The sequence below is a fragment of the Liquorilactobacillus satsumensis genome, assembly GCF_964065465.1.
Classification (GTDB): Bacteria; Bacillota; Bacilli; order Lactobacillales; family Lactobacillaceae; genus Liquorilactobacillus; species Liquorilactobacillus satsumensis.
Genome location: NZ_OZ061606.1, coordinates 289,852 through 304,167, shown reverse-complemented (window position 1 = coordinate 304,167; position 14,316 = coordinate 289,852). Strand labels below are relative to the sequence as shown.

13 protein-coding genes are annotated in these 14,316 nt (G+C 39.0%); 10 read left to right on the top strand and 3 right to left on the bottom strand.

Annotation, left to right across the window (positions count from 1 at the left end):
* Nucleotides 1-55: 55 nt before the first annotated feature.
* Nucleotides 56-1,231 carry a hypothetical protein gene (locus AB3Y88_RS01400; RefSeq protein WP_056960675.1) on the bottom strand — a complete coding sequence of 392 codons (1,176 nt, stop codon included), beginning with the start codon at nt 1,229-1,231 and terminating at the stop codon, nt 56-58.
* Between the two features lie 198 nt (nt 1,232-1,429).
* Between AB3Y88_RS01400 and AB3Y88_RS01395 the strand changes: the two genes are divergently transcribed.
* The 10 genes from AB3Y88_RS01395 (at nt 1,430) to AB3Y88_RS01350 (ending at nt 11,902) form a co-directional block, all read left to right on the top strand.
* On the top strand, nt 1,430-2,629 hold the full coding sequence (locus AB3Y88_RS01395) for an amidohydrolase family protein (RefSeq protein WP_056960676.1): 1,200 nt from the start codon (nt 1,430-1,432) through the stop codon (nt 2,627-2,629).
* 51 nt (nt 2,630-2,680) lie between these two features.
* Nucleotides 2,681-3,880: an amidohydrolase family protein gene (locus tag AB3Y88_RS01390; protein WP_056960677.1), complete on the top strand. Its 1,200-nt coding sequence runs from the start codon at nt 2,681-2,683 to the stop codon at nt 3,878-3,880.
* A gap of 12 nt (nt 3,881-3,892) precedes the next feature.
* Nucleotides 3,893-5,230: a M20/M25/M40 family metallo-hydrolase gene (locus AB3Y88_RS01385; protein WP_228889199.1), complete on the top strand. Its 1,338-nt coding sequence runs from the start codon at nt 3,893-3,895 to the stop codon at nt 5,228-5,230.
* A gap of 269 nt (nt 5,231-5,499) precedes the next feature.
* Entirely contained in the window at nt 5,500-6,345 is an 846-nt protein-coding gene (locus tag AB3Y88_RS01380) for a hypothetical protein (protein ID WP_054756868.1), read from the top strand.
* Between the two features lie 108 nt (nt 6,346-6,453).
* Nucleotides 6,454-7,596 (top strand): glycoside hydrolase family 3 N-terminal domain-containing protein, encoded by a 1,143-nt coding sequence (locus AB3Y88_RS01375; RefSeq protein ID WP_228889202.1) that lies wholly within the window; start codon nt 6,454-6,456, stop codon nt 7,594-7,596.
* An 82-nt stretch (nt 7,597-7,678) separates the two neighbouring features.
* A complete protein-coding gene (locus AB3Y88_RS01370; protein WP_056960680.1) occupies nt 7,679-8,566 on the top strand; it encodes a zinc ribbon domain-containing protein in 888 nt (295 codons plus the stop codon).
* Between the two features lie 3 nt (nt 8,567-8,569).
* Nucleotides 8,570-9,982, top strand: a complete 1,413-nt coding sequence (locus tag AB3Y88_RS01365; RefSeq protein WP_228889205.1) for a zinc ribbon domain-containing protein — start codon at nt 8,570-8,572, stop codon at nt 9,980-9,982.
* Nucleotides 9,983-10,421: 439 nt separating this feature from the next.
* On the top strand, nt 10,422-10,985 hold the full coding sequence (locus AB3Y88_RS01360; protein ID WP_228889208.1) for a biotin transporter BioY: 564 nt from the start codon (nt 10,422-10,424) through the stop codon (nt 10,983-10,985).
* Nucleotides 10,986-11,021: 36 nt separating this feature from the next.
* Nucleotides 11,022-11,327, top strand: coding sequence for a CHY zinc finger protein (locus AB3Y88_RS01355; RefSeq protein WP_156653494.1), 306 nt, complete (start codon nt 11,022-11,024; stop codon nt 11,325-11,327).
* 137 nt (nt 11,328-11,464) lie between these two features.
* Nucleotides 11,465-11,902: a GyrI-like domain-containing protein gene (locus tag AB3Y88_RS01350; protein ID WP_228889210.1), complete on the top strand. Its 438-nt coding sequence runs from the start codon at nt 11,465-11,467 to the stop codon at nt 11,900-11,902.
* Between the two features lie 429 nt (nt 11,903-12,331).
* Here the strand turns inward: AB3Y88_RS01350 and AB3Y88_RS01345 are convergent, their stop codons facing one another.
* Together AB3Y88_RS01345 and AB3Y88_RS01340 are read right to left on the bottom strand one after the other, a co-directional pair.
* Nucleotides 12,332-12,607 carry a SemiSWEET family transporter gene (locus AB3Y88_RS01345; protein ID WP_056960683.1) on the bottom strand — a complete coding sequence of 92 codons (276 nt, stop codon included), beginning with the start codon at nt 12,605-12,607 and terminating at the stop codon, nt 12,332-12,334.
* A 34-nt stretch (nt 12,608-12,641) separates the two neighbouring features.
* Entirely contained in the window at nt 12,642-14,312 is a 1,671-nt protein-coding gene (locus tag AB3Y88_RS01340) for an alpha-glucosidase (RefSeq protein ID WP_228889213.1), read from the bottom strand.
* Nucleotides 14,313-14,316: the final 4 nt, after the last annotated feature.

The window sequence follows — 14,316 nt, the reverse complement described above, 5'->3', positions numbered from 1 at the left end:
TCACAAAGTGAGAGAACTGCTAACTGTGTGTTGTTAAGTTGGATTCAGCGCTTATCTAGATAAGCTTAAGGAAGATAGAAGCAATAATTACTGAAGCTACTGAAACAGTTGCAAAACCACCAACCAGCATCTTCGGCAGGATATTTTCCAAAAGATAAGCCTCTTCTTTTTTGTTGCTTGCAACACTGTGACAGATTTCTGTAGTTAAAATGTAGTCAGCTGGGAAACCGAATAAAGCAGTTAATGAACAAGAAAATGCCATTGGACCGCTCATTCCAAACGGCTTAGCAAGGATCCAAGAAGCGATGAACATCCCGAGCAAACCTAACAGAATTAAAACAACAATTTGTAAGATAATGGTTCCCATGATTGCAGGAGTCGTTAAGTTCAGTTGTTCAAAGACATATGCCAAAAGGCCGTACATTAACCAGTTGAAGACGCCCGCTTGTTTCAAAGCATTGCTTTCTAAGAAACCGAGCTGATGTGCAATTACCCCAAAAATCAGACAAATTACGTTAGGGTTAATCACATTGTGTATCAGGACTGCGAAGCCGTTACTAAGCAATGCCACAATCGCGACACGTACGAGAATAAATGCTGGTGTTTGAAATTCTTTGGGGAGCTTGAAAATTCTGGGACTTTCATTGGACAAAGTCGTTAAAGGAGAGTTTTCGTCAATTTCGATTTTTTCCCTTCTGAATTTTCCGACTAAGCGACGGCCTTCCTTTTTCAACATGTATGAAGTTAATGGATAACCGATCACTGAATGCAAAACGAACATTGAGACTGGCAATGCTACTAAAGCGGTGATCCCTTCAGCTTTAAGACCGCTTGTCATTAAGAGTGCCGCTACGAGCCCGCCTGTCAGCGGAGGTACTGCCGCCACAACCGTATGCCAGTTAAAAATCAAAGTTCCAACTGTCAGTGTCAAGATCAAGGTTCCAGCAACACCTAAAAGAGCAATACACACTGCTTTCCACTGTGCAATTAATTCGCGCAGATTCATCAGTGTTCCTAAGTGGACTAATAATAAAGAAACACAGATTGTAACAAAATTAGTGCCAAATGATGCTTGTGCAACGATGTCCTTTGGAATAATCGTCCAAAAGCCGATTACGAAAAGAATAGCAGTTACAAAGATAGAAGGGATGTACGCTTTGGTTGCCGCAGAAACCCATTCTCCAATCAGCATGAAAAGCATGACAATTGTGAAAAATATAATAAAATTCATATAGATGAACCCCCATAAGATTAAAATGAAATGATAAAATTGAATCAGATATTATAGTATTATAAAATTGATTAACTTTCAATAGTGACTTTTAAGATCTTTGGTGTTAAATTTAGCTTAATGCTAATTAAATATAATTATATTTTAGTGTGTAAACTATTAACTTTTGCTATTGTAATTTGATAAGGAGATGCTTGGATGACTAAATTGTTTACTAATTTTAACTTGTTTGATGGTGCCGAAGCTGAAACTAAGGCTGCTTCCTGGATGGAGGTCGACGAAAAAAGCGGAAAGATAGTTCAAGTTGGCCGCGGTGATGCCCCTGTTCGAGGTGAAAAGATCGACTTAAAAGGCAAATACGTCATGCCGGGTTTGATCAATGTCCATACTCACATTATGATGAATCCGCAGACCAATAAGCTGGAATATCTTTCTGAGACTGAAGTTGCTTATCAGGCATTGCAGAATCTAAAGGAATTATTGAAGTCCGGTGTTACATATATCAGGGATTGTGGCTGTGCTTTTGATGTCGATATCAAGTTAGCTAAGCTGCAAAGCCAAGGAGTCATCGGCGGCACAGAGATCATGCCTTCCGGACGCCCAATGTCAATGACTGGCGGGCATGGCGACTTTACTGAAGGTTGGGACGGAGAGACTACTTGGGGATATTTAACTGATTCTCCAGATGAAATGCGTGCATCTGTACGCCAAGCTTTTAAAAAGGGTGCTAAAAACATAAAATTAATGGCAACTGGCGGTGTCATGTCAGCTACTGATCAGATTGATGATATTGAACTCAGCTTGCCGGAATTGAAGACGGCTGTTGAGGAAGCACATTCTAAGCATATGACTGTTGCAGCACATGCTGAAGGAGAAAAAGGAATCCACAATGCTGTTTTAGCAGGGGTTGATTCTGTCGAACATGGTTCTTATGTTTCTGATGAAGATATTGAATTGATGATCAAGCAAGGAACCTTTTTGACAACTACTTTGATTGCAGCCTATACAATTCCTAAATATGGTGAAGGAAAGTTGCCGCAGTATATGTTGGATAAAGCAAATGCTTTCATGGATAAGTATTTTGAACGGATCGGTGCTGCAATCAAAGCGGGCGTTAAGATCTCCTTTGGGACAGATGCGGGAACACCTTTTAATGGATTCAAGGACACATCTTTTGAACTTGAACTTTTGACGAGGGTTGGTGCGACAAATGCACAGGCTTTATTTGCAGCAACCAAGAATGCAGCGGAACTGATGCATATTGATAACGAATATGGTTCTTTAGCAGCAGGTAAATATGCTGATTTTATTGTATTAGATACAGATCCATTGGCAGATATCAAAGCAGTTCAACAAGAAGATAAGGGTGTTTATAAAAAAGGTGTGAAGCAGTTCTAAGCTTAAAAATAATTGACGGAGTAAGTTGGCAACCTTTAAGGGGAGAATGCAATGAATATAATTTTTAAAAATGCAAATCTTTTTGACGGACAGCATGCACAACTGCAACAAAATAGCTGGCTTAAGGTCGATGATCTCACTGGCAAAGTAGTCGCAACTGGAACTGGGACTGCGCCTGAAGCCAAACGGGTTGTTGACTTGCAGGGCAAATATCTAATGCCTGGGTTAATCAATGCCCACACTCACATTATGATGAATCCTGTTACCAACAAATTAGAATATCTCTCTGAAACAGAGGCCACAGTGACCGCTTTAAATAACTTGCAGGAGCTGCTTAAAGCCGGAGTGACCTATATCAGAGACTGCGGCTGTGCCTTTGATGTGGATGTGAAGCTGGCTAAGCTGCAGCAGGAAAACGTACTTGGCGGCACGGAAATTATGCCATCTGGACGTCCGATGACAATGACGGGCGGACACGGTGACTTTATCGAAGAGCCAGACGGAAGCGCGACTTGGGGACACCTAACTGATTCTGAGGACGCAATGCGTAAAGCAGTCCGTCAAGAATTCAAACGAGGTGCCAAGAATATCAAAGTTATGGCAACAGGTGGGGTCATGTCTGCAACTGATGAAGTCGATGATATTGAATTGAGCTTAGCCGAGTTGAAAGTGGCAGTTGAAGAGGCACATTCCAAGCATATGACAGTTGCATCGCATGCTCAAGGAAATCAGGGAATCCAGAATTCATTAGTTGCGGGCGTCGATTCGATTGAACACGGGATCTACATTGATGAAGACCAAGCTGCTTTTATGCGAGAAAAAAACATCTTCTTAGTACCAACGTTGAATGCTCCGACCGCAATTTCTCAAGATGGACGTGGTAAATTGCCTGAATATATGTTACGTAAAAACGATCTGGTTAAAAGTGACTTTTTTAAAAATGTCTCTCAGGCGATTAAGCAAGGTGTCAAAGTGGTAGTCGGAACGGATGCAGGAACACCATTTAACTCTTTTGGCAAGGGAACCTGGAATGAATTGAAGTTAATAGTGGAATTGGGAGCTTCTCCAGCACAGGCTTTGTTTGGTGCAACCAAGTATGCAGCCGAATTGCTTAAAATTGATGATTTGTACGGTACATTAGCAGCGGGTAAATTTGCGGACTTTTTGATTTTGGACGACAATCCATTAGAAAATGTCGGGTCACTTGAAAGTCTTAAAGCTGTTTATAAAAAAGGCAAAAAAGTAAACTAAGGGTGTGATTTTTTGATTGAAAAGCAGAAGTTAAAGGCATTTGCTGAGCGTGAATTAGACTCGTTTTCGGATTATCTGAGGATTCCGAGTATCTCGGCACAAAATAGTGGGATAAATGAAACTGTTGCGTGGCTGCAGGAAACCTTCAGTGCGCTGGGAGCGACAGTCGAAGTCTGGCATGATCAAGGAGGCAATCCGGTTGTTTTTGCTGAGTTGAAGGGGAATTCTTCCAAAACAGTTCTTTTTTACAATCATTATGATGTCCAGCCACCAGAACCATTAGATGAATGGAAAACACCGCCCTTTGAACCTACGCTGGTTGCAGGAAAATTAGTTGCACGCGGGGTTTGTGATGATAAGGGCGAGTTGATGTCGCGGTTAACGCTCATAAAATATTTCAAGGAAAATGGCGGTCTGCCAGTCAATCTTAAATTCATAATCGAAGGTGAAGAGGAACTTGGAAGTCCGCATGTTGATGCCTATGTGCATGCACATGCCAGTCAGTTGGCTGCCGATGTCTGCATCTGGGAAGGCGGCGGTCGGAATGAAAGCGAACAATTTCAGATAACCTGTGGGCTAAAAGGAATTGCCAGCTTTGATTTGGAAGTTGTCACAGCTGCTAGTGATCTACATTCTTCACTTGCAAGTTATGCAGATAATGCCGCTTGGAGACTAGTGCAAGCACTGAGTTCGTTAAAAGACCAGCAAGGCAGAATTAAAGTTGCAGGTTTTTATGATGACGTGATGCCGTTGACTGAAGATACTAAGAAGGCTATTAAAGATATCAAATTCGACGCAAAACGAGTCACACAGGAATTCGGTTTACTGCGGCCTTTTGTAACTGATGATCCTGCAAAAGCTCTGGTCAATAGCGCCACACTGACAATTAATGGGCTGTCGTCAGGCTATGAAGGGGATGGCACTAAGACCGTGGTACCAAGAAGGGCAGTTGCAAAATTGGACTGCCGGCTTGTTCCTAACCAAGAACCGGCTAAGATTGCAGAACTTATTCAACAACAGTTAATAAAGAACGGTTTTGCAGATGTTAAATTGCACTATAATACAGGTGAAAGTGCATTTAGAACAGATTTGAATGATCCTTTTGTGAAGTTGAATGTCGCGGTTGCAAAAGAGGTTTATGGTGCTTCTAATTATGTTGTGGTACCAAACATGCCGGGTGGCGGTCCTGCTAAGCAATTTGTTGATGAACTTGCAGTTCCAATTGTAATGATTGGAATTCATTATGCCGGAAGTGGCCCGCATGCTCCAAATGAGAACATCAGATTATCTGATTATCAGGATGCAACGGCTTATCTGGGTAGACTGTTAGAAGCGTACCAAGCAGAATAGATTTAAAATAGCTAAAATTCAGCTGATGTTGACAGTAATGAAAATGTCGACAAGGGCTGGATTTTTTTGTTAGCAATAATTATTTTTTATTGAGTTACTTGATACCACACATGTGAGTTATATCACAATTAATAATGGTTGTGGTAATTAGTAATAACCTGAAATAATTATTTTACATGTAAATATAAATATTATTATAATAGCCAAGATTGCGTTAAGATATGCATGTAACTTTAATTATAGTAATTTTTAAAAAGGGAAGGGTAAAGATGTTAAGGTACAAAAGAATTATTTTGGGGGAAATCTGTACCGCGTGTATTCTTTTATTGACTGCTTGTTCTTCTGGTGTAGCAGCTAACAAGATTGGTAGTCATAGAACCAGCGAGCAGGCAAAAGCGCAAGTCACGTATTATGAAGATTTGAGTACTTTGGATAAACATGCGCTAAACTTTATTTTTAAAATTGAACAGGATGAGACTAAAGATAATACTGCTGATCCGGTCTATGCTGTTTCACTCAAAGTCAAAAACAATACGAATAAGACTGTCAAGTTTGATAAAAGTAAGTTCATTTATTTTGCAAGCGACCGTAAAATTCTTTCTAAAAAGAAAGGTACGCTAACGCTTAAGCCGCATACTAGCAGTTCTGAGCATCAACTTTTTGAGAGTGTTGCTGAACAGGAGACTGTGGGAGGTGGTGCAATTGCTTATCTTAATCAAGACAACTTACTTTCTTATGATAGCTTTATTAATGGGATTGCAACTTCGACTAATCTTAAGAGCTCGCAATTAGCAAAGCAGTTTAAAGCACGAAAAGACAATGCTGAGGAAAGTACTTCATCAAATACACAAGATAGTACCGTGAATTCTACTACAGCAGCTAATGCAAGTAATTCTGAAGCTGCGCAGCAAAGTTCTGCAGGATTAACACGCGAAGAAGCTATCAATACGCTTCAAGAATGGGCTAAAAATAATGGTGCTGAAGCTTTTGAGATCGATGCACTGCAGATTGGGCAAGGCGATAATGGTAGTTGGTCTTTTACTGATAGCAACGGACAATCATGGACAGTCTCGCCCACAGGTAAAGTACATGCACCTGGAGATCCCATTGAATAATAGTTAAAGTGCACAGCTTGTTTTGAAGTCGGATAGTTATTCATGAAGAGTTGGATTATACTGGTAATTATGTTTCATAAAGAAGTTTTTGTAAAAAGGGCAGGGAAAATGAAAAAGTTATTTTTATTTCTAATATCCATTATATTATTTTTATGTGTACCAGTAGCAACCATTGAGGGACAGAAAGTTTCAAAAATCAGCAACCAGCAATTAAAGAAAGTCATTAACAAGATGACGCTGCAACAAAAAGTCGCTCAAATGTATCTGATTCCCACTCAATCCGGACAGCAAAATACAGCAGCTTTCATTAAAGAAAACCAACCGGGCGGGTTAATCTTGTTTGGAAATGATTTCAAGGAACAAACAAAACAACAATTTATTGGCAATCTGCAAAACTATCAGGGACAGGCAAACCTATCTTTATTAATTGGAACTGATCAAGAAGGTGGAACAGTCTCACGGTTGGACGCTAACCCACAGTTGACTGGAAATCAAACTTTTGCTTCACCACAGCAGCTTTACCAATCAGGTGGGAGTCAGGCAGTGGTTAAAGCGGCAGGGGCAACGGCGCAATTATTACATTCTTTGCAAATTAACTTGAATTTTGCACCAGTGGCAGATGTCTCTAGCGACAGTAACAGCTTTATTTATAAGCGAACATTGGGCTTAAATTATCAGCAGACCGCCGCTGTTATCAAGACTGAGATTCCTCAGATTCAAAAGAATCACGTTGCAGCCAGCCTCAAGCATTTTCCAGGTTATGGGGCGGCTGGAGACACGCATACAGGTTTTGCCTCGACAGACAAAACACTTGCGGATTTTGAGAAAAATGATTTTTTGCCATTCAAGGCGGGGATTAAGGCCGGGGCACAAACTGTTTTAGTCTCACATATCTTTGTGACTGCAATTGATCCCGACTATCCAGCATCGTTGTCACCTGAGATCCATCAACTTTTACGGCAAAAGTTGCATTTTAAAAAGGTCATTATTACTGATGACCTCAGCATGGGTGCGATTACTAAATTCGCTGCCGATCGGCATGTCTCGCCTGATTTGCTGGCAGTTGAAGCGGGGAATGACATGCTCTTGAGTAACAATTTTGCGCAAGGCGTGCCAACAATTGTCAAAGCTGTTCAGGATAAACAGATTAAGGAAGCACAGATTAATAAGTCAGTTTATCGTATTTTAAGTTTAAAAAGAAATTTGGGACTTTTAAAGCAGGAAAATCTTAAGGATTATCAAAAAAACTAAAGAATATATTTAATTTATTAAATATGTTATAATTTTATGTTGTGTTATAAATATATAACAAATTACATTGGGGGAATGTATCATGAAACTTTGTCCAAATTGTCATTCTGAGATAGAAGACAATGCAAAATTCTGTACGAAATGCGGGACTAAATTAACCGTTACCACAGCACATTCAACAGCTACTGCAGCTAAAACAGCGCAAGCTCAAGGAACTGCTGAAGATGCTCAAAAGAATAATGCAAACACTCACAGTGACGCTGCCGCAATCAATACCCAAGCGCTGCAAAGTGCTTTTCAAGGATATTGGAGTTGGCTGCTTGCATCCTGGAAGCAGCCTTTCAAGGCACAAAAAACAACTAAATATGCTGGAATATTAACTTTATTTTTAGAAAGTTTATTTTTTACTTTAGGTATTGGACATTGGGCTCAAACCGCAACTTCAGCCGCCTCAAATGCAGCTAACAATCTTTTAGGATCTTTTTCTAATAATTCAGCTAGCTATAATACTTCCTATTCAATTGGAATTGGATTTTATTTTACTATTATTTTGACAATCCTAATTGCAGCAGTGGCAATGGTCGGTGTGGCTTTTCTGATTCACCGAGCGGTCAGCAAAGCAGCTGAAGCTGAAAATTTCATTGATTATCTGAACCGTTTGGCACATTACAGCAGCTCAATTCTTTTATTGACAGTCCTCTTTTTCTTAATCGCGTTATCTGGGATGAGTATTGTTTCAATGCTGGTGATCAGCTTGATCCTGCTTTTAATTTCGGCTATTTGGGGAATAACTATTGTTTGCGGAGTTGTTGAACTTGAAAATGGTGGGCAACTTGATCGAATTTATGGTGCTGCTATTACGGTGGCAATTTGTGTTGCAATCGAAACAATTGCTTTTTCACTTGTAATATCACAATTAGGTGATACAGCTGGTTCATTTGTTTCTTCAGTATTTAAAGGGGGGCTCTAAGTAATGGCCTCAGAAACATTTTGTCCTGAGTGTGGAACTCAAGTTAAAGCCGGTGCAGCATTTTGTCCTAATTGCGGACATAACTTAACAAGCGCAGCAACTGAGAAAAAAAGCGAGTCTACGGCTGAACCAGAGGATAGTACCCAAAAACCGCTGCAGCGCAGTACGCCTGTGCAGCCTCGAAAACCGCTCAATAAACGCATGGTTGGGGCTGTTGTGGCAGTCGTTGTGATCTTAGTTGCCGGATACCTAGGGTTAAAGAATTACTACCAACCACAAAAGCAACTTGAGCGGATTATTACAACGATGGGGAACTCTGATAAAAATCTGGCTAAATACGTAAAGACGAGTGATCCAACTTTACAAAATGAAATATCGAATAAAAATTTAAAACCAGTTCAAAAGTATTTTGAGAACAACCGTCAGGAATTAGCCGCGTTAAAAAGTGCGCTTCAAACCGGTTCGACGTATGATAATACCTATTCAATTGAACAAAGTGGCAATGCATGGTTACTTTTCCCACGCTATAAGTTAAATATTGCTGCTGCGTATGTTACGTTATCTACTAATCACGCAGGGGTTGTTTTTTATCAAAATGGGAAGAAGTTGGCAACGACGACTAGTTCTAGTGATAGCAAAAAGGTTGGTCCGCTGTTCCCTGGACAATATAGTTTCAAAGCTGTAGGGAAGATCGCCGGCAGAAAATTAGTGAACACTGCAACCACCAAGCTAACTGCCGGTTCTCAATCTTTGCCGTTAAAACTAAAAATAGCAACATTTACAATTAGTGGAACTAAGGGTGCAACTGTGTACTTGAATGGAAAAAAAGTCGGCGAGTTAAACAGTGAAGGTAAATTAAGCTTCAAAGACTATCCAGTCAGCAACGACTTGAAAGCTTACATTACATTGCCTGTTTCAGGTCAGACTGTCAAATCAAAGACAATCAACGTTAGTGATCGGCTAGCGGAAGGCGAGCATACAATTGCACCTGCATTCGAGGGCATGGTCGCTAAGTCAGATGCTGAAGAATTACTTGATAATGTTTTTTCGGGAGCTCAAACCGGTACGGATGATTCGTCAACTGCAGAACTTTTTGTAGGGCAAGAAAGCAATTCAAGTTATAATGATTTGCTAAAATTCTTTGCTTCTTTTAAGACTAACAGTAAGATCGAGAACTATACCGCTGAAGTTACTAAAGTTAATTCAGTTACTCCGGCAGGTAAGAACAAAGCAACGGTCTCTTATTCAGTTAAGTATACTTTTAATAATAGTGGAGATGCAGGCGATTCTACTAAGGTACAGCAGTTTACTTATCCGAATGCAGAAATCGTTAAGCAAGGCAGTGACTACAAAATTCAAACAATTGGTGATACTAAGTCAGCTGATTGGGAGAAGAACTATTCTAATGATAATTAACAGATTTTAGAAAAAAATTTTTCTATGATATTGAATTAGGGGTGTATTCTAAGCTGAATAACTTCGCTTCAGGTTAGGTAGCAAATTGGTGCGCTCATAGTGTATCAATCATTAGAAAGGCTAAGGAATTCGAGAGTGTGACATAAGTCGGTAAAATTTGAGTGCCAACTCGAAATTACGAACATAGCGAGTACTTTGCTCTGAGTAATTCGAAGTTAGACGGAGAATTTTGACTTATGGAACACGTTTATCCGGAATAAACTCGGGGCTGTGACAAAAGTTAACTTTTGTCACAGCCCCGAGTTCTTTTTTTTGTAGTGCAACCTTTTTTTAGCGGGAACTACGCAATATTTTGTTAATTGTAAACTATTTATTGAAATTGGGTTTACAGTTGAATATAATGAGACTGTTACTAATTTAAGAGTTGGGGTTGAGTTAAGTGAAGGATCATCAAAGAACCAAGAATTTAGTTTTAGCTGCAATGTTGGTGGCAATCTTAGTTATTTTGGGTTTATTGCCTGGAATTCCGCTGGGGATTATTCCAGTGCCGCTTGTTTTACAGAACATGGGAGTAATGTTGGCAGGCGGCTTATTGGGGTCTAAGTATGGAACTGCCGCAGTAGGTCTGTTCTTGTTGCTTGTATTTTTGGGATTACCGCTCTTATCTGGTGGTCGCGGTGGAGCCACTGTTTTTCTCGGTCCAAGTGGCGGATACTTGATAGCTTGGTTGTTTGTTCCGTTTCTAATAGGGTGCTTAAAACGACTTTTTCAAGTCCGTGCCCAGCATTCATGGTGGCATGAACTTTTGATTGTGGGTGTTGCTGGAGTAATTTTTGTAGATGTAGTCGGTGCCTTGTGGTTGTCTTTGCAATCCAGCATACCGCTTTCGACTGCCTTGGTCTCAAATCTGGTTTTCATTCCAGGAGACTTGCTTAAAGCAATTTTAGCAGTTGTGATTACTCGCCGAATCAGGAATTTAATGCAACTTGAAGTGGAATATTAAAGAAGTTGTCGCTAGTACTTTAAATTAGGTGGGGGAATTACGTTGAGTATCATTCATGGAATCGAGGTTGATGAGGCAGGGCGCTGCTGCCATTATCATCAGGCCAACGACATTGTAGGTTTAAAGTGTGCGCAGTGCCAGCAATATTTTGCATGTTATAAATGTCATGATACCTTAAGGGACCACCGCTTTGTCCCGTGTGCTAAACACGCTGCACCGGCAATTTGCGGTGTTTGTAAGTTCACAATGGATTTTCAAAAATATGTACAGGGATTTTGTCCCAATTGCCAGCATTCTTTTAATCCAAAGTGCCGTGTACATTATGGGATCTATTTTAAGTAAGCTGCTGGTTGGTCGAGCTATGGAAGCTTGATGTGGCAGCGATTTTTAGGAAATTTAAAAAAATTGGTGATTTTCATTTTAACTGGGGTTAAACTTTTGTTACAGGGCGTCCGAGTAAAAAGATGGAGTGACCAGAATTGAAAATTGAATACTTGCCACCAGTCAGAGTAGCTTATTTTAGAAAAGTTGGAGTTTACGGATTGGAAAACCAGGTTTTAATGAAAAATTTTAAAAGGTGGGTTAAAGCAGAGGGACTCTGGGAAAATGCTGTTATTCTCGGAATTGCACTAGATGATCCGACAAGAATAACCGCAAAAAATTGTCGATACGATGTCTGTCTTGTTACTAATAAAACAAACTTTAAAACTTGTGTAAAGCAAAGGGTTATCCAAGGTCAAAAGGTAGTAGTTTTTAAAATTAAGCATACTGAAGAGGTGATTAGTGAATTTTATGGTCAATTGGCTCAAATTATCAGTAAAAATTGTCTTAAAGTATTAAAGCAACCTTTGATTGAACGTTATAAGTTTTCGTTAGTCCAATCAGGGTATTGTGAGATATTAATTCCAATTAAGTGAAGTATGTTTAGTTTTAAGTCATGAAATTAATTGGGTGAGCGCACTTAAAAATCGATAGGTGGTCGAAATAAGCTAATCTTAAAAGAGAAATTTGTGTTAAAGCAGAGGGGCACTAAAGCTATCAATACTGATTAAAGGATTCATGAATAGTTTTGCAAGAATGAATTTAAAGAGCAAAATATTTATACGAAGTTTTGAGGTTGTTTAGAAAACTTAATAATTAATAAGAGAGTGTGACATAAGTCGGGAAAATTTGAGTACTAACTCGAAATTACGAACATAGCGAGTACTTTGCGATGAGCAATTCGAAGTTAGACGGAGAATTTTGACTTATGGAACACGTTTATCCGGAATAAAAGAGGGGCTGTGACAAAAGTTAACTTTTGCCACAGCCCCTTCCTTAGTTAAAATTTAGGTGGTCTTTGCATATTATTTAACAATAGAGGTCAAGAAGGTTATTAAACCTAAGATTACACCTGGAAGGTTTGCAATAATAATTGGTAGATCTTTTTTGTCTTTTAAAAATCCATAAGTAACCCAAAGAAAGGCATTAATAGCGGCAAAAAGAGGCTGAATTGAAGGCACCGGTTTTGAAGTCAGATTAGCAATAATTTGTTCAATGTAGGAAAAATACATTATTAAACATGCGACTGTTGCAGTTTTGCCCACTAAGCTGAGCTTTTTTATCCTCTTTGTTTTATTCATAAGCGTTTCCTTCTCTTAACATGAGATCTTAAAGTTAATTGAATAAGTAAACTTTTGTTTCATAAGGGCGAATCAGAGTTATTTCATCGTCTGGGTAATTTCCGATAACTAAAGAGTCAGCATTTTTTTGATTATAGTCACGAGTGAGTTCTTCAGCGGTAAAGTTACTAATTACCAACAATTCTTGCTTTTTATATGTTCTTTTGAATGCAAAAACTTTATCATCATTAGGATCGAGTTCCAAATAATCACCATAAACTATTAGTGAGGATTTGTGTCTTAATTGAATTAGTTTTTGATAATAACTGAAGACTGAGTTAGGATCATTGATTTGTGCAGCGGCATTAATCTGAGCTTTATTTTCATTTACCTCAATCCACGGAGTTCCGGTTGTAAAACCGGCATTTTTTGAATTGTTCCATTGCATAGGAGTGCGTGCATTATCGCGAGACATATTAGCAAAGTAGCTCATCATTTTTTCTTTAGAAACAATCTTTTCTTTGTTGACTAACTCATCATATGCATTAAGTGTTTCCAAGTCTCGATAATCAGCCATGGTTTTAAAATGGTTATTGGTCATGCCAAGTTCTTCACCTTGATAAATATAAGGAGTTCCTTTCAACATATGAAGAGTAGTTGCTAACATTTTTGCAGAAAGCTCTCGATATTCAGGAGAATCGTTACCAAAGCGTGAAACTGCCCGTGGTTGATCATGATTATTCCAATAAAGACTATTCCAGCCTTGTTTATTTAAACCATTTTGCCATTTTGAGAGAGAATTTTTAAGATCAACTAAATTTACAGGAATATCATTCCATTTACCGAGTCGTTTGTCTTTATTTGGAGTTAAGGTGACGTGTTCGAATTGAAAGATCATGTCTAATTCATGATTATTACGCCCTGTGTATTCAAGGGCATCTTTTACATTTGACCCAATCATTTCACCAATTGAAACTACATTATATTTGGAAAGAACTTCCTTGTTCATCTCTTTTAAGTAATTTCCCAATCTTTTACCATCAGCAACAATGGGTTGGGCATCAGCATAAGTTGCATTTGCAGGGTTGGGAGCATCTGGATAGTTATCTGGTTTGTCCAGCAAGCTAATAGAATCCATCCTAAATCCGTCAATTCCTTTATCGAACCACCAACGCATTAGACGATAGACATCTTTACGCATCTGAGGATTTTTCCAGTTCAGCTCGGGCTGTTCTTTAGCAAATAGGTGCATATAATATTGCTGGATTTCTTTATCATAGGTCCAGGCTGGTCCACTGAAGTAGGAACCCCAGTTATTTGGTAACTTTTTTGGATCACCGTCTTTCCAGATATAATAATCATGGTAAGGATTATTTTTTGATTTTCGAGATTCAACGAACCATTTTTGTTGATTAGAACTATGATTAACGACTAAATCCATCACAACTTTAATTTTGTGTTGATGTGCTTGCTTTAAAAGATTATTAAAAATTTTCAGATCGCCGAATATGGGTTGAATGTCTTGATAGTCACTGACATCATAACCATTGTCTACATTAGGGGATTTATAGATGGGATTTAGCCAAATTATATCTACTCCAAGCTTCTTTATATAATCAAGACGCGAAATAATCCCGTTAAGATCTCCAATGCCATCGCCGTTACTATCTTGAAAACTCGCTGGATAAATTTGATAAACAACTGCATTCTTCCACCATTTTTCCATAACT

Excerpts from the sequence above, each read along its gene's own strand:
- AB3Y88_RS01400 (WP_056960675.1), bottom strand. The coding sequence starts at position 1,231 with ATGAATTTTATTATATTTTTCACAATTGTCATGCTTTTCATGCTGATT.
- AB3Y88_RS01395 (WP_056960676.1), top strand. The coding sequence starts at position 1,430 with ATGACTAAATTGTTTACTAATTTTAACTTGTTTGATGGTGCCGAAGCT.
- AB3Y88_RS01390 (WP_056960677.1), top strand. The coding sequence starts at position 2,681 with ATGAATATAATTTTTAAAAATGCAAATCTTTTTGACGGACAGCATGCA.
- AB3Y88_RS01380 (WP_054756868.1), top strand. The coding sequence starts at position 5,500 with ATGTTAAGGTACAAAAGAATTATTTTGGGGGAAATCTGTACCGCGTGT.
- AB3Y88_RS01375 (WP_228889202.1), top strand. The coding sequence starts at position 6,454 with ATGAAAAAGTTATTTTTATTTCTAATATCCATTATATTATTTTTATGT.
- AB3Y88_RS01370 (WP_056960680.1), top strand. The coding sequence starts at position 7,679 with ATGAAACTTTGTCCAAATTGTCATTCTGAGATAGAAGACAATGCAAAA.
- AB3Y88_RS01365 (WP_228889205.1), top strand. The coding sequence starts at position 8,570 with ATGGCCTCAGAAACATTTTGTCCTGAGTGTGGAACTCAAGTTAAAGCC.
- AB3Y88_RS01345 (WP_056960683.1), bottom strand. The coding sequence starts at position 12,607 with ATGAATAAAACAAAGAGGATAAAAAAGCTCAGCTTAGTGGGCAAAACT.
- AB3Y88_RS01340 (WP_228889213.1), bottom strand. The coding sequence starts at position 14,312 with ATGGAAAAATGGTGGAAGAATGCAGTTGTTTATCAAATTTATCCAGCG.